The sequence below is a fragment of the Delftia sp. GW456-R20 genome, assembly GCF_001622915.1.
Classification (GTDB): Bacteria; Pseudomonadota; Gammaproteobacteria; order Burkholderiales; family Burkholderiaceae_C; genus Comamonas; species Comamonas acidovorans.
Genome location: NZ_LWCN01000005.1, coordinates 639,745 through 659,275, shown reverse-complemented (window position 1 = coordinate 659,275; position 19,531 = coordinate 639,745). Strand labels below are relative to the sequence as shown.

16 protein-coding genes are annotated in these 19,531 nt (G+C 68.6%); 9 read left to right on the top strand and 7 right to left on the bottom strand.

Annotated features, from left to right (window positions below):
- Positions 1-45: 45 nt before the first annotated feature.
- Positions 46-1,551, bottom strand: a complete 1,506-nt coding sequence (locus A4F85_RS26880) for an efflux transporter outer membrane subunit (RefSeq protein WP_082848325.1) — start codon at positions 1,549-1,551, stop codon at positions 46-48.
- Positions 1,552-1,640: 89 nt separating this feature from the next.
- On the opposite strand from A4F85_RS26880, the gene A4F85_RS26875 reads away from it, so the two are divergent.
- The 4 genes from A4F85_RS26875 to A4F85_RS26860 all read left to right on the top strand — a co-directional run bounded on the left by A4F85_RS26875 (position 1,641) and on the right by A4F85_RS26860 (position 7,253).
- Positions 1,641-2,258, top strand: a complete 618-nt coding sequence (locus A4F85_RS26875) for a TetR/AcrR family transcriptional regulator (protein ID WP_063328329.1) — start codon at positions 1,641-1,643, stop codon at positions 2,256-2,258.
- 76 nt (positions 2,259-2,334) lie between these two features.
- Positions 2,335-3,528 carry an efflux RND transporter periplasmic adaptor subunit gene (locus tag A4F85_RS26870; protein ID WP_063328328.1) on the top strand — a complete coding sequence of 398 codons (1,194 nt, stop codon included), beginning with the start codon at positions 2,335-2,337 and terminating at the stop codon, positions 3,526-3,528.
- Complete coding sequence (locus A4F85_RS26865; protein WP_063328327.1) at positions 3,521-6,589, top strand: efflux RND transporter permease subunit; 3,069 nt, start codon at positions 3,521-3,523, stop codon at positions 6,587-6,589. The genes A4F85_RS26870 and A4F85_RS26865 overlap by 8 nt, the downstream gene beginning before the upstream one ends.
- Positions 6,590-6,665: 76 nt before the next feature.
- Positions 6,666-7,253, top strand: a complete 588-nt coding sequence (locus A4F85_RS26860; RefSeq protein ID WP_063328326.1) for a peroxiredoxin — start codon at positions 6,666-6,668, stop codon at positions 7,251-7,253.
- Between the two features lie 18 nt (positions 7,254-7,271).
- On the opposite strand, the gene A4F85_RS26855 is transcribed toward A4F85_RS26860, so the two are convergent.
- Together A4F85_RS26855 and exaC are read right to left on the bottom strand one after the other, a co-directional pair.
- Positions 7,272-7,646, bottom strand: coding sequence for a DUF779 domain-containing protein (locus A4F85_RS26855; protein WP_012207448.1), 375 nt, complete (start codon positions 7,644-7,646; stop codon positions 7,272-7,274).
- Positions 7,647-7,713: 67 nt separating this feature from the next.
- Entirely contained in the window at positions 7,714-9,237 is a 1,524-nt protein-coding gene (gene exaC, locus A4F85_RS26850) for an acetaldehyde dehydrogenase ExaC (protein ID WP_012207447.1), read from the bottom strand.
- Positions 9,238-9,559: 322 nt separating this feature from the next.
- Here exaC and A4F85_RS26845 point away from each other — a divergent pair, with 322 nt between their 5' ends.
- The gene (locus A4F85_RS26845; RefSeq protein WP_063328325.1) at positions 9,560-11,521 is read left to right on the top strand and encodes a sigma-54-dependent Fis family transcriptional regulator; all 1,962 of its coding nucleotides are present in this window, start codon (positions 9,560-9,562) and stop codon (positions 11,519-11,521) included.
- Between the two features lie 15 nt (positions 11,522-11,536).
- Here A4F85_RS26845 and A4F85_RS26840 read toward each other — a convergent pair whose 3' ends face one another.
- Both A4F85_RS26840 and A4F85_RS26835 read right to left on the bottom strand, forming a co-directional pair.
- A complete protein-coding gene (locus tag A4F85_RS26840) occupies positions 11,537-12,955 on the bottom strand; it encodes an RtcB family protein (protein ID WP_043790055.1) in 1,419 nt (472 codons plus the stop codon).
- A 163-nt stretch (positions 12,956-13,118) separates the two neighbouring features.
- Positions 13,119-13,883 (bottom strand): IclR family transcriptional regulator, encoded by a 765-nt coding sequence (locus A4F85_RS26835; RefSeq protein ID WP_013800690.1) that lies wholly within the window; start codon positions 13,881-13,883, stop codon positions 13,119-13,121.
- A 70-nt stretch (positions 13,884-13,953) separates the two neighbouring features.
- Here A4F85_RS26835 and A4F85_RS26830 point away from each other — a divergent pair, with 70 nt between their 5' ends.
- Both A4F85_RS26830 and A4F85_RS26825 read left to right on the top strand, forming a co-directional pair.
- Positions 13,954-15,141, top strand: coding sequence for a M20 family metallopeptidase (locus A4F85_RS26830; protein ID WP_016450904.1), 1,188 nt, complete (start codon positions 13,954-13,956; stop codon positions 15,139-15,141).
- Positions 15,142-15,192: 51 nt separating this feature from the next.
- Entirely contained in the window at positions 15,193-16,197 is a 1,005-nt protein-coding gene (locus tag A4F85_RS26825; RefSeq protein ID WP_063328324.1) for a tripartite tricarboxylate transporter substrate binding protein, read from the top strand.
- 16 nt (positions 16,198-16,213) lie between these two features.
- Here A4F85_RS26825 and A4F85_RS26820 read toward each other — a convergent pair whose 3' ends face one another.
- On the bottom strand, positions 16,214-17,068 hold the full coding sequence (locus tag A4F85_RS26820; protein WP_063328323.1) for a LysR substrate-binding domain-containing protein: 855 nt from the start codon (positions 17,066-17,068) through the stop codon (positions 16,214-16,216).
- A 131-nt stretch (positions 17,069-17,199) separates the two neighbouring features.
- Between A4F85_RS26820 and A4F85_RS26815 the strand changes: the two genes are divergently transcribed.
- A complete protein-coding gene (locus A4F85_RS26815; RefSeq protein ID WP_012207434.1) occupies positions 17,200-17,613 on the top strand; it encodes a VOC family protein in 414 nt (137 codons plus the stop codon).
- Positions 17,610-18,563, top strand: coding sequence for a 2-hydroxyacid dehydrogenase (locus A4F85_RS26810; protein ID WP_063328322.1), 954 nt, complete (start codon positions 17,610-17,612; stop codon positions 18,561-18,563). Before A4F85_RS26815 ends, A4F85_RS26810 begins: the two co-directional genes overlap by 4 nt.
- Before the next feature lie 17 nt (positions 18,564-18,580).
- Here A4F85_RS26810 and A4F85_RS26805 read toward each other — a convergent pair whose 3' ends face one another.
- A complete protein-coding gene (locus tag A4F85_RS26805; RefSeq protein WP_063328321.1) occupies positions 18,581-19,471 on the bottom strand; it encodes a LysR substrate-binding domain-containing protein in 891 nt (296 codons plus the stop codon).
- Positions 19,472-19,531 lie beyond the last annotated feature (60 nt).

Here is a 19,531-nt window from a genome sequence, read left to right as displayed (position 1 = left end):
TTCTTTGCTGTGTGGAAAGGGGGCTCCTTTCGGGAAGTGGCAGGTTCAGGGGGCAACGCTGGCGGGAAGACCGTGGCTGGCGGCCGCCAACGCCCTGGAAGGCAGGGGCTCCGGCGTCCAGCCGCCGCCCAGCGCCTTGAAGATCGCGACCGTCGATCGCGCCGACTCCGTCCGTGCCAGCGCCTGTGCATCGAGCACGCCCAGCAGGCTTTCATCCGCCTGCAGCACCTCGATCAGGCTGACCACGCCCTTGTCGTAGGCGGCGCCTGCGGCCTGCCGGGCCCGCGTGAGCGCATCCGCGCCCCTGGCGAGCACGGCCATCAGCTCCTGCCGCTTGTCCAGCGAGACCAGGGCGTTCTCCACTTCTTCCGTGGCGCGCAGTACCGACTGCCGGTAGGCGGCAAGGCTTTCCGCCTCCTGTGCCTGCGCCTGGTGGATCTGGGCGTTGATGCGACCGAAGTCGAACAGCCGCCAGCGCAGGCCGCCCACAACGCTTGCCTGCGACGCGCCGGCGCTGAAGAGATTGCCTGCGGAGATGGAGGTGGCGCTGCCGATCAGGCCGCTGATCGACAGCTTCGGGTAGTACTCGGCGATCGCCACGCCGATGCGTGCGTTCGACGCTGCCAGGCGCCGCTCCGCCGCGATGAGGTCCGGGCGTCGCCGCAGCAGATCGCCGGGCGCCTCCGCCAGGGAAAGGGTTGGCAATACGGGGACCGGGCGGGATTCGGCCAGCTCTGCCCGGTGCGTGCCGGGTGCCGTGGCCAGCATCACGTCCATGGCGTTGAGGGCGGCCTCGAGCGCATTTTCCAGCGGCGGGACGGTGGCTTGTGCCCGTGCGAGCGCTCCCTCGACCTGGCGCAGCTGAAGCTCCGGTGCCAGGCCTTTGCCAAACCGGAGTTCGACGATGGAGCGCAGTTGCTGCTGGGTTTGCACTTGCGAGCGTGCCACTGCCAGCCGCGCCTGCAGGCCGCGAATCTGGATATAGGTGTCCGCAGTCTGTGCGGCCACCGCGAGCCGCACGGCAGTGGCGCCGGCTTCCGATGCCTGGTACTCGGCCAGGGAGGCCTGCCTGGCCCTGCGAAGGCCGCCGAAGAGATCAAGCTCCCAGCTGGCTCCGAGGTTGGCCTCCTGGGCGCTGCCGTAGCGATCGAACCCCGGCATGGAGTCGAGCACCCGGCCCAGCGGAGTTTCGACCGACTGATAGCTCCTGGCCGTTTGCGCCGAGATCTGGGCCGACGGCAACAACGCAGCGGCCGCCGCATCCAGCCCGGCGCGTGCCTGAAGCACGCGGCCAGCGGCCTGGGCAACATCCAGGTTTTGCTGCAGTGCCGCCGTGACGAGGCGCGCCATCTGCGGATCGCCAAAGGCTGCCCACCAGGCCGCAAGGTCCGTGGAGGAGGCCGGCGAAGGAGGCTTGCCCTCACCCAGAACGCGGCTGCCCATGTAGGCCTGGGGCAGGGCCGGGGCGGGCGGCTGGTAGTCAGGGCCTACCGCACACCCTGCACAGAGGCTGGCGAGCATCAGAAAGACGGGGGCGGCAAGACGCGGCATGTTCAACAGTCAGAAGCGTGGTGACGCTGTGACTATATTCCAAAATGGTCACTTGCATAGTATTTTTTTGATGGAGTAAGCTAGGCCGCATGAGCACCACCAACGTCTATCCGACCTCTGCGCGCGGCCCGGTCGAACACGATATCCGGCAACAGATCGTGACTGCGGCGAAAGAGCATTTCAGCCGCTACGGCTATGAGAAAACCACGGTGTCCGACCTTGCCAAGGCCATCGGCTTTTCCAAGGCCTACATCTACAAGTTCTTCGAGTCCAAGCAGGTCATCGGCGAGATGATCTGTTCCAACTGCCTGATGGAGATGGAGGCGGAGATCCGCCAGGCCGTCGCCAGCACGGATGCGCCTCCCGAGCAGCTGCGGCGCCTGTTCAAGGCGATCGTCGCTGCCACGCTGCGGCTTTTCTCCGAAGACCGCAAGCTGTACGAGATCGCCATTTCCGCGTCGGCCGAGCGCTGGCAGGCAGCGCAGGCCTATGAGGAACGCATGCATCAGCTGCTGCTGCAGATACTCGATGCCGGGCGCCAGCGGGGCGACTTCGAGCGCAAGACGCCACTGGATGAAACCGGGCGTGCCATCTTCCTGGTCATGCTCCCCTATCTGAACCCGGTGATGCTGCAGCACAGCCTCGACCATGCGGACGAGGCGCCGGCACAACTGGCCGGATTGGTGCTGAGAAGCCTGTCGCCCTAAAATCCGCAGTTGTGACCATTGACATATATGGTCACTAATCACAGAATCGGGTCCTGCTCATTGATCGGGACCCCTCATGCTTCGGCACCGCCATCTGTCCATCGCCGCTGTCGGCGCACTGTCACTTGCACTGGCTGCCTGCGGCAAAATCACGCCGCCGGATCCGCGCACTCAGCCACCCCTCGTTCGTACCACCCTGGTAGCGCCAGGCAATGCTTCCGAGCGCGTCTTCACCGGCACCATCGCGGCCAGGGTGCAGGGCGATCTTGGATTTCGCGTGGCCGGCAAGGTGCTCGAGCGCCTGGTGGATACAGGCCAGACGGTCAGGCGGGGCCAGGCATTGCTGCGCCTCGACCCGGTGGACCTGAAGCTGGCCGCCAATGCCCAGCAGGAGGCCGTCGCAGCCGCCAGGGCACGGGCTCAGCAGGCCAGCGACGAGGAGCAGCGCTACCGTGACCTGCAGGGAACGGGTGCCGTTTCGGCCTTGGCCCATGAACAGATCAAGGCGGCCGCGGATTCCGCCCGCGCCCAGCTCAGGGCGGCCGAAGCGCAGGCCGCCGCAGCGTTGAACGCCAGCCGCTACGCCGAACTGCTGGCCGATGCCGATGGCATCGTGATGGAAACACTTGCCGAGCCTGGCCAGGTCGTCAGTGCCGGCCAGGTGGTCGTGCGCCTCGCCCATGCCGGCAGGCGCGAAGCGGTCGTCCAGTTGCCCGAAACACTGCGGCCCGCGCTGGGCTCGGCGGCCCAGGCCCGCCTGTTCGGCAGGGAGGATGTGGTCATCCCCGCCAGACTGCGCCAGCTGTCCGATGTGGCCGACCGGGCCACCCGCACCTTTGAGGCCCGCTATGTGCTGGACGCTGGCGCGGCGGCCAGCGCCCCGCTGGGCAGCACGGTCACGCTCAGGATTGGCGGGACATCGACAGCAACAGCGACATCGACATCTACATCTACATCGACAGCGACAGCGACAGCGGGCAAGGCAACCCTGCAGGTCCCCATCGGCGCCATCCTCGACGAGGGCAAGGGTGCCGCTGTCTGGGTGGTGCAGGGCGATCAGGTGCGGCGCCAGCCCGTCACCGTGGTTCAGGTGCAGGACGGCAATGCCCAGGTGGCGGGTGCGCTCGGCCTGGGGGAGCGGATCGTCGCGCTCGGCGCGCATTTGCTGAGCGAGGGGGCGCAGGTGCGACTGGACAGCGAGGCGCCGGCGCCTTCAACGGCAACAACGTCTACGGCGTCCTCCGTGTCCACGGGAGCGTCCCGTGAGTGAAGGCCGTTTCAACCTGTCGGCGCTTGCCGTCCGTGAGCGCTCCATCACGCTGTTCCTGATCCTGCTGATTTCGCTGACGGGTGTCTTTGCCTTCCTGAAGCTGGGCCGGGCGGAAGATCCGGCCTTCACCGTCAAGGTCATGACGATCATCACGGCCTGGCCTGGCGCCACCCCGCAGGAAATGCAGGACCAGGTGGCAGAGAAGCTGGAAAAGCGCCTGCAGGAGCTGCGCTGGTATGACCGCACCGAAACCTTCGTCAGGCCGGGGCTGGCCTTCACCACGCTGACCCTGCTCGACTCCACGCCCCCCGGCGAGGTGCAGGAGGAGTTCTACCAGGCACGCAAGAAGCTCGGTGACGAGGCCCGCAACCTGCCGGCGGGCGTGATCGGCCCGATGGTGAACGACGAGTACGCCGACGTGACCTTTGCGATCTACGCCCTCAAGGCGCGCGGCGAGGAGCCCAGGGCGCTGGTGCGCGATGCCGAAGCCTTGCGCCAGCGTCTTTTGCATGTGCCGGGCGTCAAGAAGGTCAACATCGTCGGCGAGCAATCCGAGCGGATCTACGTGGAGTTCTCGCACGAGCGCCTGGCCACGCTGGGCATCAGCCCGCAGGACGTCTTCGCTGCGTTGAACAACCAGAACGCCCTCACCCCTGCCGGGTCGGTGGAGACCCAGGGACCGCAGGTGTTCATCCGCATCGACGGGGCGTTCGACGCGCTGCAGAAGATCCGCGACACGCCCATCGTGGCCCAGGGCCGCACGGTCAGGCTGTCCGACATCGCCACCGTCCAGCGCGGCTACGAAGACCCCTCGACCTTCATCATCCGCAACGGCGCGGAGCCGGCCTTGCTGCTGGGCGTCGTCATGCGCGATGGCTGGAACGGGCTGGACCTGGGCAAGGCGCTGGACAGGGAGGTGGGCGCCATCAACGCAGACATGCCGCTGGGCATGGGCCTGACCAAGGTGACGGACCAGGCCGTGAACATCAGCGCCGCCGTCGATGAGTTCATGCTCAAGTTCCTGGCCGCGCTGCTGGTCGTGCTTGTGGTGTGCTTCGCCAGCATGGGCTGGCGCGTTGGCGTGGTGGTGGCTGCGGCCGTGCCGCTGACGCTGGCGGCCGTGTTCATCATCATGGCCGCCACGGGAAAGAATTTCGACCGCATCACGCTCGGCTCGCTGATCCTTGCGCTGGGCCTGCTGGTGGACGACGCCATCATCGCCATCGAGATGATGGTGGTGAAGATGGAAGAGGGCTACGACCGCGTGACCGCGTCTGCCTACGCCTGGAGCCATACCGCGGCGCCCATGCTGTCCGGAACGCTGGTGACGGCGGTGGGCTTCATGCCCAACGGGTTCGCCCGCTCCGCTGCAGGCGAGTACACCAGCAACATGTTCTGGATCGTCGGCATCGCGCTCATCGCGTCCTGGGTGGTGGCCGTGGTGTTCACGCCCTATCTCGGCGTGAAGATGCTGCCCCCTCTCAAGAAGGTCGAAGGCGGACATGCGGCGATGTATGGCACGCCCCGCTACGAGCGCCTGCGGCGCGTGCTGGGCAAGGTGATCGCCCGCAAGGGCATGGTGGCCGCAGTCGTGGGCGGGCTCATGGTGGCTTCCGTGCTGGGCATGTCCATCGTGAAGAAGCAGTTCTTTCCCATCTCCGACCGGCCCGAGGTGATGGTCGAGGTGCAGATGCCCTACGGCACCTCCATCGGCCAGACGAGCGAGACCACCCGCAAGGTGGAAGCCTGGCTGCTGCAGCAGCCCGAATCGGAGATCGTGACCGCCTATATCGGCCAGGGCGCACCGCGCTTTTTTCTGGCCATCTCCCCTGAGCTGCCCGACCCGTCGTTCGCCAAGATCGTCGTGCGCACCGCCAACCAGGCGCAGCGCGACGCACTCAAGCTCCGGCTGCGCGAGGCCATCGCCCTGGGACTGGCTCCGCAGGCGCAGGTGCGCGCATCGCAGATCGTGTTCGGGCCGTACTCCCCGTTCCCCGTGGCGTATCGCGTCTCCGGCCCCGACCCGCAGCGGCTGCGCGACATTGCCGGCCAGGTGCACCAGGTGCTGCACGACAGCCCGATGATGCGGACCGTGAACTCCGACTGGGGCGTGCGCACCCCTGTCATGCGCTTTACCCTGGACCAGGACCGGCTGCAGGCCATGGGCCTGACCTCCGCGGCGGTCGCGCAGCAGCTGCAGTTCCTGCTCAGCGGCGTGCCCGTGACCACCGCGCGCGAGGACATCCGCACCGTGCAGGTGATGGCGCGTTCTGCGGGCGGCACCCGCCACGATGTGGCCAGGGTCGGCGACTTCACGCTCACCAACGCCACTGGCCAGCGCATACCGCTGTCGCAGCTGGGCGAGGTCACCGTGCAGATGGAGGAGCCCGTCATGCGCCGCCGCGACCGCATGCCCACCATCACGGTCCGCGGTGATATCGATGACAGCCTGCAGCCGCCCGATGTGTCGGCGGCCATCACCCGGCAGCTGGAGCCCATCAGGAAGGCGTTGCCTGCGGGCTACCGCATCGACGAGGCCGGCTCCATCGAGGAATCCGGCAAGGCCATGACGGCCATGCTGCCCCTGTTCCCGATCATGATCGCCATCACGCTGATCATCATCATCTTGCAGGTGCGGTCGATATCGGCCATGGTCATGGTGTTCCTGACCAGCCCCCTGGGATTGATCGGCGTGGTGCCGACGCTCATCGTCTTTCAGCAGCCCTTCGGCATCAACGCACTGGTGGGGCTGATCGCGCTGTCGGGCATCCTGATGCGCAACACGCTGATCCTGATCGGGCAGATCCAGCACAACGAGCAGGAGGGGCTTGCGCCGTTCCAGGCGGTGGTGGAGGCCACCGTCCAGCGCGCCCGGCCCGTGATCCTGACCGCGCTGGCGGCGATCCTGGCCTTCATCCCGCTGACCCAATCGGTGTTCTGGGGAACGCTGGCCTATACGCTGATCGGCGGCACGCTCGCCGGTACGGTGCTGACACTGGTCTTCCTGCCTGCCATGTACTCGATCTGGTTCAGGATCAGGCCCGGCGAAGCAGGGCGCTGATGCACGGCACACGCGCCCAGGGCTTTGGCCGATTGGCCACAATGGGGCATCCCGTTCCAGGCTCAGGAGGCCATGCATGTCCGATATCCGCTGCGGCGATTCCACCCACCCACGCGCATCCCTGGGCCGCCGCTGCGCGCGTGCCGCCGCTCCCCTGCTGGCGGCGCTGCTGCTGTCGCCGCTGGCCCAGGCCGCGCTCAAGGTGGGCGACAACGCGCCGCGTTTCACCACGCCGGCAGCGGTGGCGGGCAAGGCCTTCGATTTCGACATGGCCGCCACGCTCAAGAAGGGGCCGGTGGTGCTGTATTTCTTCCCCAAGGCCTTCACCCAGGGCTGCACCATGGAAGCCCACGCCTTTGCCGAGGCCACGCCGCGTTTCGCGGCCATGGGCGCCACGGTGGTGGGCATGTCGCATGACGACATCGATACGCTCAAGCGCTTTTCCACCGAGGCCTGCCGCGACCAGTTCGCCGTGGCATCGGACCCGCAGGCGCAGACCATCCGCGCCTACGACGCCTCGGCCGCCGCCGACCCCCAGCGCGCCGACCGCATCTCCTACGTGATCGGGCAGGACGGCAAGGTCCGCTTCGTGCACATGGGCTCGGACCCTGACGAGCATGTGCGCCAGACCGAGGCCGCGGTCAAGCGGCTGACCGGAAAGTAGCCGGCCGCGCGGCCGCTGTCAGGGGCCGTTGCCCTCGCTGGCCAGGATCTCGGCGTATTCCTCGTCCGTGAACAGCCTGGAGCGTGTGTGGAAGGCCTTGCCCGTGCTGCCCTCCAGCGAGAAGGTGCCGCCCTGGCCCTCGATCACGTCGAGGATGAGCTGGGTGTGCTTCCAGTATTCGTACTGCGACTTGCCGATGTAGAAGGGCGCGCCGCCCACCTGGCCCAGCAGCACGTCCTGGGCGCCTATCGTCAGCTCGCCGGGCAGGTAGCAGTTGGCGGCGCTGTTGTCGCAGCAGCCGCCGGACTGGTGGAAGAACACCGGCCCGTGCTGCGCCTGCAGGTCGGCGATCAGCGCCAGCGCGGCGTCGGTGGCAATCACTTTGTCAACCATGGGTTGGTCCTTTCCTGGGCGGCCGGCCGCGCTGTGCGCCGCCGGCCGCATTCACCTGGGAAGAACTTCAGAAGAAGCCCAGCTTGTTCTCGCTGTAGCTGACCAGCAGGTTCTTGGTCTGCTGGTAGTGGTCCAGCATCATCTTGTGGGTCTCGCGGCCGATGCCCGATTCCTTGTAGCCGCCGAAGGCCGCATGCGCCGGGTAGGCGTGGTAGCAGTTGGTCCACACGCGCCCGGCCTTGATGGCGCGGCCCATGCGGTAGGCCACGTTGCCGTTGCGGCTCCACACGCCCGCGCCCAGGCCGTAGAGCGTGTCGTTGGCGATGGCCAGGGCCTCGGCCTCGTCCTTGAAGGTGGTCACGGCCAGCACGGGGCCGAAGATTTCCTCCTGGAAGATGCGCATCTTGTTGTGGCCCTTGAACAGCGTGGGCTGCACGTAGTAGCCGCCTTCCAGGTCACCGCCCAGATGGGCCTGGCCACCGCCGGCCAGCACCTCGGCGCCCTCCTGCTTGCCCAGGTCCAGGTATGACAGGATCTTGGTGAGCTGCTCCTTGGACGCCTGCGCGCCCATCATGCTGTCGGTGTCCAGCGGGTTGGCATGCCGGATGGCGGCCACGCGCTGTAGCACGCGCTCCATGAAGCGGTCGTAGATGCTTTCGTGGATCAGCGCGCGGCTGGGGCAGGTGCAGACCTCGCCCTGGTTGAAGGCGAACAGCACCAGCCCTTCGACGGCCTTGTCGAGGAAGGCATCGTCCTTGTCCATCACGTCGGCGAAGAAGATGTTGGGCGACTTGCCGCCCAGCTCCAGCGTGGCCGGGATCAGGTTGTTGGCCGCGGCCTGGGCGATCACGCGGCCCGTGGAAGTGGAGCCCGTGAAGGCGATCTTGGCGATGCGCTTGCTGGTGGCCAGCGGCATGCCGGCCTCGCGGCCGAAGCCGTTGACGATGTTGAGCACGCCGGGCGGCAGCAGGTCGGCAATGAGCTCGGCCAGGATCAGGATGCTGATGGGTGTGGACTCGGCCGGCTTGAGCACCACGCAGTTGCCCGCGCCCAGCGCGGGTGCCAGCTTCCAGGCCGCCATGAGGATGGGGAAGTTCCAGGGAATGATCTGGCCCACCACGCCCAGCGGCTCCTGGATGTGATAGGCCACCGTGGTCTCGTCGATATGGCTGAGCGCGCCTTCCTGGGCGCGCACGCAGCCCGCGAAATAGCGGAAATGGTCCACGGTCAGCGGGATGTCGGCATTCAGCGTCTCGCGGATGGCCTTGCCGTTGTCCACGGTCTCGGCATAGGCGAGCAGCTCCAGGTTGGCCTCGATGCGGTCGGCGATCTTCAGCAGGACATTCGCGCGCTCGGCCGCGCTGGTGCGGCCCCAGGCGTCGCTGGCGGCATGGGCGGCGTCCAGCGCCAGTTCGATGTCTTCGGCCGTGGAGCGCGCGGCGCGGGTGTAGACCTTGCCGCTGATGGGGGTGACCACGTCGAAGTACTGCTCCTTGACCGGAGGTACGAACCTGCCGCCGATGAAGTTGTCGTAGCGGGCCTTGTAGGCGATCTTGGCGCCAGCGGCGCCGGGTGCTGCGTAGACGGTCATGCTGCTTGTCTCCTGAGGATGCTTATGGGTCTGTTGTGATCGGGTGTGGATCGGGATATCCGGCCATGGCCGGACGGCAGACATGATTCAAAAGCCGTGCCAGCCTGCAGGCCGCAGGTCAGGTGCCCGCAAAGGCACGCGGGACGTGGCTGCTGCGGGTATTCCCGTGCGCGTTCGCCCTGTGCCGTGACGTTGCGCAACAGGACAACTGTCCAGAAATGGAACAGTCGGGCGCCTGGCCTGCCACTTGGCTTGCCCGGTGCCCGCCGGCCCCGCATACTGGTCTGCAACGCGGCGCAATGACGCCCGAGCAGGAGACAGCATGCAATCGAGAGCCTCCCTTGTGGCCTTGCGCCAGGCCCGTCACAGCCTGATGGAGTCAGGCCTGTGCCCCAGCGGCCTGGTGGACGAGCGCCTGGCGCGCTCGTGGCAGCGCTGCATCGAGCAGGGACTGCGTCCCACAGGACGGCTGGGCGCCGCCGACAACCTGGAGCAGCACGCGCTGGGCGTGCTGCGCAGCCGCCACCATGCGCTGCTGGCGCATTCACGGCCCGTCATGGAATACCTGTCCGAGCAAGTGCGCGGCAGCCAGAGCGTGGTGGTGCTGGCCGGCCCCTGCGGCACCCTGGTGGATACCTGCGGCGACCCCTTCTTTCTGGGCAAGGCCGAGCGCGTGGCCCTGGCCAGCGGTGCGTCCTGGCATGAGGCGCAGCGCGGCACCAATGCCATCGGCACGGCACTGGCCGAGATGGACTCCATCGAAATCCAGGGCGGCGAGCATTTCCTGGAGCGCAACGGCTTTCTCACCTGCGCGGCGGCGCCCATCCTGTCGGGCACGGGCCAGCTGCTGGGCATCCTGGACATCTCCAGCGAACATGGCCGGGGCAGCCCGCACACGCTGGGCCTGGTCGGCACGGCGGCCCGCATGATCGAAAACCGCCTCATGGCCTGCGACGGCCAGCGCCACATCCGCCTGCACCTGCACGCGCGGCCCGAAGGCATTGGCACGGTGGCCGAAGGCATTGCGCTGATTTCCGCGGACGGATGGCTGGTAGGCGCCAACCGCGCCGCGCTGGCCCTGCTGCGCCTGTCGCGGGCGCAACTGGGCAGCGTGTCGCTGGAGCAGGTGCTGGACGCCGGACTGGAGGAGCTGCTGTCACGCCAGCACCGCCAGCCCGATGCGGCCCAGCCGCTGCGGCGCCATGACGGCACGGCGCTGTTCGGCCAGCTGGTGCCGGACCGGCGCACGGTCCGGTCCTCGGTCGTGGAACGGGTTGCAGAGCAACAGCAACAGGAACAGGCGCCGCAGCAGCCGGCGCGCGATGCGCTGGCGCGGCTGGACACGGGCGATGCGCGCTGGCGTGCGGCGGCGGACAAGGCCCGGCGCGTGCTGGGCAAGCCGATTGCGCTGCTCATCCAGGGCGAGTCCGGCGTGGGCAAGGAATGGTTTGCGCGCGCGGCCCACGACAGCGGGCCGCGCCGCGACGGCCCCTTCGTGGCCATCAACTGCGCGGCCATGCCCGAGTCGCTGATCGAGGCCGAGCTGTTCGGCTACCGCCAGGGCGCCTTCACGGGCGGGCGGCGCGAAGGACAGGCGGGCCTGCTGCGCCAGGCGCACGGCGGCACCCTGTTCCTGGACGAGATCGGCGACATGCCGCTGTCGCTGCAGACCCGGCTGCTGCGCGTGCTGCAGGAGCGGCAGGTGGTGCCGCTGGGCGGCGGCACGCCCGTTGCGGTCGATTTCGCGCTGGTCAGCGCCTCCAACCGCAGGCTGCGCGAGGATGCCGACCAGGGGCGTTTTCGTGCCGACCTGTACTACCGCATCAACGGCCTGGCCGTGGAGCTGCCTCCGCTGCGCGAGCGCGGCGACTTCGAGGCGTTGGCCGCGCGCATGCTGGCCGACATCGAACCCGCGCGCCCGCTGCGCATGGCACCGGCCCTGCTGGCGCAGCTGGCCGGCCATGGCTGGCCCGGCAATCTGCGCCAGTGCGCCAGCGTGCTGAGAACGGCCTGCGCCATGCTCGATCCCCATGAGGACTGCCTGCAGTGGCAGCATCTGCCCGACGACTTCCAGGCCGAGCTGGCGCAGACCGCCCGCAGCGGCCCCCGGCTCGACGCTGCGCCGCAGAGCCTGGATGAACTCTCGCGCTCGGCCGTGCGGCAGGCGCTGGAGAACTGCCGGGGCAATGTCACCCAGGCCGCGCGCATGCTGGGCATCAGCCGCCAGACGCTGTACCGCAAGCTGGCCCAGGACCGTGCGGCGGACGGCTTGCGACTGCAGTGAGGCGCCTGCCGGTGCTCAGGCCTTGAAGGTGATCCAGGGCCTGAGCTTCACGGCGGCATGGATCAGGCCGGCGGCCTCCTGCGACTCGATGACCGGGCCGATGGGCTTGTAAGCCTCCGGGGCCTCTTCGATGCGGCGCTCCTCGCGCAGCGTCACGCATTGCCAGCCCTGTTCGGCCGCATGGCCTGCACGGGCCTCGGGGCGCAGTGCGCGCACGGCCTGGCGGCGCATGCGCCGCCCCGCGCCATGGCTGCAGGACCAGAGCCAATCGGCCGCGCCCAGGCCCGTGACCAGGTAGGAGGCATCGCCCATGGACCCCGGGATCAGCGCGAAGTCGCCCTCGTTGGCCGGCGTGGCGCCCTTGCGGTGGATGTTCATGCCGCCTTGCTGCAGGACCACGTTGTGCGGCACATCGACCACCAGGCGCGAATCCGCTGCGCCCACGATCTGCTCCAGGTCCTTGCGCACCAGCTCGGCCAGTACCACGCGGTTGGCCCAGGCATAGCGCGCCGCCACGCCCATGGCCTGCAGGTACTCGCCGGCCAGCGGACCCGACAGGCCGTACAGGCCGCTGGCCGGGTGCTTCACGCCTTGCGGCCACTCGGCCCGGGCGCGGTCCATCCAGGCCTGGCCCACGTAAAAGCCCAGGTCGCGCGAGCCGCTGTGGATCATCACCACCACGTCGCCCGCGCGCAGTCCGGCGCGGTAGGCCGCGTGGCGGTCCAGCACCTCGTCGACCACCTGCAGTTCCACGAAATGGTTGCCCGATCCCACCGTGCCCAGGCACGGGTCGCGGAACACGGCATGGCGCTCCTGCAGATAGGCATGGGGCGCGTGGCGGGCGCTGCCCGCGAAGCTGTCCAGGCCGATGCAGGCGGCCAACTCGCGGTGCAGGCGGTCCCTGTCGACATGGCCCCAAAGGCCCTGGCCGCTGAGCCGGTCCACAAAGGCGGCCGGCCCGTGGTCGAACAGCGCGCGGAAGGCGGCCGTGGTCACGGGCACGTCGCGCCCGCTGCCCAGCAGGCTGGCGGTCAGCAAGTCCACCAGCCTGCCCTTGTGCGGTGCCAACTGGTCCAGCCGGGCACCCGTGGTCAGCAGGCGCACGCTGCAGTTGATGTCCGTGCCGATGGCGGCCGGAATGACGAAGTCCGATGGCGTGGCCACCACGCTGCCCACGGGCGCCACCGTGCCCGGATGGAAGTCGGGCGTGGCGCAGGCGCGGCAGACGGCGCCGTGGCTGCCCTGGCCGTCATGCCGGCGCACGGCCGCAAAGGCCAGCAACTGGCGCACGGCCTTGTCCTCCAGGGGAAGACTGTCGGGAAGAAGAATGTGGGCCTCGGCCTGGCCATCGCGCACGTGGTAGATGCCGTCGCGATAGTCGAGGGAGATGCCCGTGCGTGCAAAGGCACGCTGGAGTCGTTGAGGAGTGCTCATGGCTGCAGATCCGCGAGGCCTGGTTGGCGCTCGCCGCGTCCGGTGGGTGTACGGACGATGAAAGACACCCGGGCGGCAAAGGCCCGGAAAACGTCTTTCCTGCAGCAGCTCGTTCAAGAAAGAAGGGGCGCAGTATAGCGGGATCCGCGCTGGACGGCAGGCGCTACGCGTTGCGCCGCTCGTACTGGGCGATGGCGTTGAGCAGCAGGGGCGAGAACTTCTTCGCGTAGTCGGCGCCGCTCCACTGGCTTGACGAGCCGCTCAGGTGCAGGGCGCCCAGCGGCACGCCGTCGGCATCGACCACGGCGGCGGCCAGCGCGACCTCGCCCATGATGAATTCATCGACCACCATGGCGTACCCGCGCTCGCGCACCTTCTTCAGTTCCGCCTGGACGGCCTTGGCCGTGGTCAGCGTCCGGGGCGTGCTGGCCACCAGGCGGCCGGGGGCCAGCAGCTGCTCCACCTGCGCCTCGTCCAGCCGGGCCATCACGGCGCGCCCGCCTGCCGTGCATTGCAGGGGCACGCGCCGGCCCACAAGCGAGGCGTGGTAGTGCTCGGTGCTGGTCTGGTGGCGCAGCACGTGCACCAGCCAGTCGCCGTCGCGCAGCGACAGGCTGATCTTCTGCTCCGTGTCCTTGGACAGCTGCAGCAGCAGGGGGTTGAGCGCCTCGGCCAGCGCATGCGTGCGCAGGAAGTGGAAGGTCAGGTCCAGCACGCCCGGGCCCAGCCGGTAGCGGCGGGTCTGGCTGTTTTGCTGCAGGTAGCCCTCGGCGCTGAGGGTGTAGGCGTAGCGCTGGGCGGCGCTCTTGTCCAGGCCGCTGCGCTCCATGATTTCCGTGAGGCTCAGGTCGCCCGCCGCGCCCTTGAAGCAGTCCAGCACGCGGAATGCCTTGCCCACGGAGCCCACATACAACGCGTTTTCGATCATCGTTTTACCTGATTGTGAATCTGAAGTATTAAATAACAATACCAAGTATTGAAAAATACGGAGGCAGCGGATGCCACAGCAAGCCATTGTCAGTGCGGACCGGGCGGTCGGCGCGTCGGAGTGGATCAAGGGCCAGCGGGAGAACATGCTTTCGCTGCTGGCGGACATCGTCAACATCGACTCGGGCAGTTTCGACAAGCCTGGCGTGGCGCGCGTGTTCCGGCGCCTGGAGGCCTTCTTCCTGGGCCAGGGGCTGCAGGTCAGCCCGCATTTCGTCGATGGCGTGGAGGCGGCGATCTCGGTGACCGTGAACGCGGGCAGCACCGTGGGCAGGCCCGTGCTGCTGATGGGGCACTGCGACACGGTCTTCCCTGAAGGCGAGGCCGCGCGCAGGCCGTTCCGCATCGAAGGCGGCAGGGCCTACGGCCCGGGCGTGGCCGACATGAAGTCGGGCATCGTCATGAACGCCTTCCTGCTGGCTGCGCTGGCCCACAGCGCGGAGCCTGCGCCCGAGGTCACGGGCCTGTTCACCTGCGACGAGGAAATCGGCTCGCCCCTGAGCAAGTCCGTCATCGAGCCCTTTGCGCGCAAGGCGGGCTTTGTCTTCAATGCGGAGCCGGGCCGGCCTTCGGGCAACGTGGTCACGGGCCGCAAGGGCGGCGTGTTCTTCGGCGTGGAGATCGAGGGCAAGGCGGCGCACTCGGGCGCCAACTTCGCCGAGGGCATCAGCGCCATCTCGGAGCTGGCGCACAAGGTGGTGGCGCTGGACGCCCTCACCGACCTGGACAAGGGCGTCACGGTCAACGTGGGCCTGGTGTCGGGCGGCCTGTCGGTGAACACGTCGGCGCCGTCGGCCAAGGCGGCCATCGACCTGCGCATCTTCGACCTGGACCAGCGCGAGTCCCTGGTGGGCCGCATCCGCTGCATCTGCGACAAGTCCTTCATCCAGGGCACGCGCTCCACGCTGAACATCACCGGCGAGTTCCGCCCCTTCGTTCCCACGCCGCAGTCGCAGCAACTGTTCGAGCTGTACCAGGCCGAGCTGGGCGCGCTGGGCCACAAGGCCGAGGGCGAGTTCAGCGGCGGCTGCGCGGACTCGGGCGTGACCTCCAGCCTGGGCGCCATCACGCTGTGCGGCACCGGCCCCGTGGGCGGCAAGTTCCACACCACCGACGAGTACTGCGAGGTGGACACCATCGTCCCGCGCGGCCTGGCGGTGCTCCACACCATTGCGCGCCTGCCCCACGCCCGGTGGTAGGGCGCGCCTGATTCCCGCCTTCCCCCTCAAGCCACTGCCTGGTGCACTTCCATGAATCCACTTGCCTTGCCCACACGCCGCTCGCTCCTGAAAATCGCCGCCGGCCTGCCGCTGGCGCCCCTGCTGCTGCAGCCTGCCGCGGCCTCGGCGCCCGGCCCGGTCAGCCTGATGGTGCCCTACCCGGCAGGCGGGCCCAGCGACGTCAGCGCCCGCATCCTGAGCAAGCCCATAGGCGAGGGACTGGCGGCCAAGGTGATCGTGGAGAACCTGGGCGGCGCCACGGGGACGATTGCCGCATCCAAAGTGCTGGGCGCCAGGGCCGACGGCAGCATGTTCTTCCAGGGCACGCAAAACGAACTCATCCTGCCGCCGCTCACCAACAAGGCCGTGCGCTACCAGCCCGATGCGTTCGAGAACCTGCAGTACATCACCGTCACCCACCTGGTGCTGCTGGTGCGCTCGGGCCTGCCGGCCCGGGACATGCAAGAGTTCCTGGCGCTGGCACGCTCGCGCAACGAAAGCAATTCGCTGACCTACGGCTCCGTGGGCGTAGGCTCGCTCTACCACCTGATCACCGAGTACATGGGCAAGGTGGTGAAGGTGCCGTTCACCCACGCGCCCTATGCGGGCACGGCGCCCGTGATCCAGGACCTGGCCGGCGGCCAGATCGACTTCAGCATCATGCCGTTCCAGGCGTCCATGCTGGAGATGATCCGCACCGGCCGCTTCCGGGCGCTGGCCGTGCTGTCGCGCAACCGGCCTGCGGTGCTGTCGGCCGTGCCCAGCATCACGGAAGTGCCGGCGCTGCGCGATTTCGAGTACGCCAGCCTGGCGGGCTACTTCGTCAAGCGCGGCACGCCGCAGGATGTCAAACAGCGCCTGAACCAGGCCATCGGCCAGGCCCTGCTGGACCCGCAGGTCATCGCCAAGCTGGAGGCCGACGGCCGTGACGTCGCCAAGCCCATGGGCCTGGACGATGCGGCGACCGCCTATGCGCGCGAGATCGCCAAGTACCGCGAAATGATCCGCGTCACGGGCTACGTGCAGGCGGATTGAGAACGAAGGCCGCAACCTACGCGAGTGCGCCCTCCAGCAGCTCGGCCATGCGCGGCAGGTCGGGCTCGGCGCTGGTCACCAGCAAGATGGCGCGCTCATAGGCGGCGCCCGCAATGGGCAGCATGCGGCAGTCGCCCATGAAGCGCTCCAGGCCCGTCCAGTGCGGCACCAGGCCCACGCCCATGCCGTCGGCGGCCAGCATGGCAATGGCCTCCAGCGCGTCCAGGTCGCACAGCACCGCAGGCTCCAGCCCCTGGTCGGCCAGCCAGTCGGCCGCATGGCGGCCTCCCCAGGCATCGGGGTCGTAGCGTATGTAGGGCAGGCTGCGCAGCAGCGTGGCAGGCCGGCCGCGTGCCTGGGGCGGGGCCAGCAGCACCAGCGGCTCGCGGCGCAGCTGCACGCTGCGCAGCGCCTTGGGCAGTTCAAAAGGGGGTGCCACGATGACGGCGGCATCGAGCTCGCCGGCCTGCAGCATCTGGAACAGTGCGCGCGAGGTGCCCGGCACGATGACCGGCCGGCACTGTGGCGCCGCCTGCGTGAGCTTGCGCAGCGCGGCCGGCAGCATGCCGGTGAGCGCGGTCGAGATGGCGCCGATGCGCAGCGTGCCGGCCAGGCCATCGGCGCTGGCATCGCTGCCCAGCAGCGCGGCCTCGCGCACCAGGCGCCGCGCGCGCGGCAGCAGGGCCAGGCAGGCCTGGGTGGGGCGGGCCGCATGGCCGCTGCGCGAAAGCAGGGCAAAGCCCAGCTCGCGCTCCAGCGCCTGCACGCGCTGGCCCACGGCGGCGGCGGTCAGGTGCTCGGCGCGCGCCGCATCGGCGATGGAGCCGCTGTCCACCACGGCGATCAGGCTCTTGAGATAGCGGGTCTCCAAAAGATTTCCTTGGGGATTGCAAAGAAATCAACGCTATCACTTTCGGAAAGCCTCTGCTAGGCTCGCGCCACCCACGGCAGGCCACGGCCTGCGAACCTGACTGCACCACAAGCACAACCAAAGGATCAGCCATGCGCACCAGCTTCCACCTTGCCTACCATGTCCGCGATCTGGACGAAGCGCGCGCCTTCTACGGCACGCTGCTCGGCTGCCAGGAAGGCCGCAGCACCGAGACCTGGGTGGACTTCGACTTCTTCGGCCACCAGATCTCGCTGCACCTGGGCGAGCCCTTCCCGGTCACGAACACCGGCCGCGTGGGCGACCACATGGTGCCCATGCCCCACCTGGGCCTGGTGATGGCCATGGACGACTGGAAGGCCCTGGCCGCGCGGCTGTCCGGCGGCGTGGTGGATTTCGTGCTGCAGCCCGGCATCCGCTTCGAGGGCGAGCCCGGCGAGCAGGCCACCATGTTCTTCCGCGACCCCAGCGGCAATCCCATCGAGGTCAAGGGTTTCGCCGACCTGGACAAGGTCTTCGCCAAATGAGCGGTTCGCTGTCTCCGCTCCCTTTCGTCTGCGCACCCGGCTATCCGGCAGCCCAAGCCTGGCTGCAGGCCCTGCAGGCCGCCCTGCCAGAGGAGTGCGTGGTCGCCCTCGATGCGCTGGATGCGGGCCAGCGCGCGGCCTGCGAGGTCGCCATCGTCGCCAACCCCCAGCCCGCCGACCTGCGCACGCTGCCGCGCCTGCAATGGGTGCACAGCGTCTGGGCCGGCGTGGAGCGCCTGGTGGCCGACCTGGGCGATACCGACCTGCGCATCGTCCGCCTGGTGGACCCGCAACTGGCCGACACCATGGCCGAGGCCGTGCTGGCCTGGACCCTGTACCTGCACCGCGACATGCCGCGCTATGCCCGGCAGCAGGCCGCGCGCCAATGGCTGGCGCATGACGGCGTGCGCGCGCAGGACAGGACGGTATCGCTGCTGGGCCTGGGCGCACTGGGCAAGGCCGCCGCGCAGCGGCTGCTGTCGGCAGGCTTCCAGGTGCGCGGCTGGAGCCGCACGCCCAGGCAGATGGAAGGCGTGCAATGCCATGCGGGTGATGCCGAGCTGCCCGCCATGCTGGCGCAGACCGACATCCTCGTATGCCTGCTGCCGCTCACACCGCAGACGCGCGGCATCGTCGGCGCGCAGGCGCTGGCCGCGCTGCCTGCCCATGCCTCGCTGATCAACTTTGCGCGCGGCCCCATCGTGGACGATGCCGCGCTGCGCGCCGCCCTGGACAGCGGCCGCCTGGCCCATGCCGTGCTGGACGTGTTCGAGCAGGAGCCCCTGCCCGAAGCGTCCTGGCAATGGGCGCACCCCGCCGTGACCGTGCTGCCCCACATCTCGGCACCCACGGACCGCGCGACGGCATCGGCCATCGTGGCGGGCAACATCCGGCGCTGGCGCGCCAGCGGCGAGCTGCCGCAGGCGGTGGACGCGGCACGGGGTTATTGAGGGCGGCTACGGTACGGCTACGGCAAGGCCATGGACTGGCTTCTGAGCCAGTCCATGACGGCGCGCACATGGGGGCCCGGCTTCCGTTGCTCGCCCACGGCCAGATGGTAGGTATGGCCGGTGATCGAGGGGCCGAAGGGCTGCAGCAGGTGGCCGGCCGCAAAGTCCTCGGCCACCAGGGCCAGGCTCACCAGGGCAATGCCATGACCGGCAATGGCCGCCTGGATGGCATGGCCCTCGTCGGAAAAGCGCAGTTGCCCCGCCGGTGAATTCCAGGCCAGGCCTGCCTCGTCAAACCAGCGCTCCCAGGTGGGATTGCTGGCGTGCGCCGTCTTCCAGTCAAAGCGGATCAGCGGCAGGCGGGCCAGGTCGGCCGGACCCAGCACGCCCAGCCGGGGATTGGCCACGGGCGCAAAGCGGTCGCTGAACAGGGGCTCGGCCACCAGGCCCGGATAAGGGCCGCGCCCGTAGCGCACGGCGATATCGACGGCATGGGAGCGCAGGTCCACCACATCGTCCGAGGCCTGCAGTTGCAGGTCCACCTCAGGGTGCAGCGCGCGGAAGCTGGCCATGCGCGGCACCAGCCATTTCACGGTGAACGCATTGGTGGCCGAGATGCTGACCTGGGCGCGCAGGCGCTTTTGCAGCAGGCGCTCCAGCGTGGCGGCAAAGGCGTCGAAACCATCGCGCAGCACCGGATAGAGCTGGGCGCCGGCCTCGGTCAGCACCACCTTGCGTACTTGGCGATCGAACAGCGCCAGGCCCAGCTGTTCCTCCAGCGCGCGGATCTGGTGGCTGATGGCCGTGGGGGTCACTGCCAGGTCGTCGGCGGCCTGCTTGAAGCTGCCCAGGCGGGCGGCGGCCTCGAAGGCGCGCAGTGCGGAAAGCGGCAGCTGGTTGCGTTGCATGAGGGCTGGAGGACGCAAGGGTCGGGTGAGGAATGGGGTGAGGAAAACTCATCTTATGCC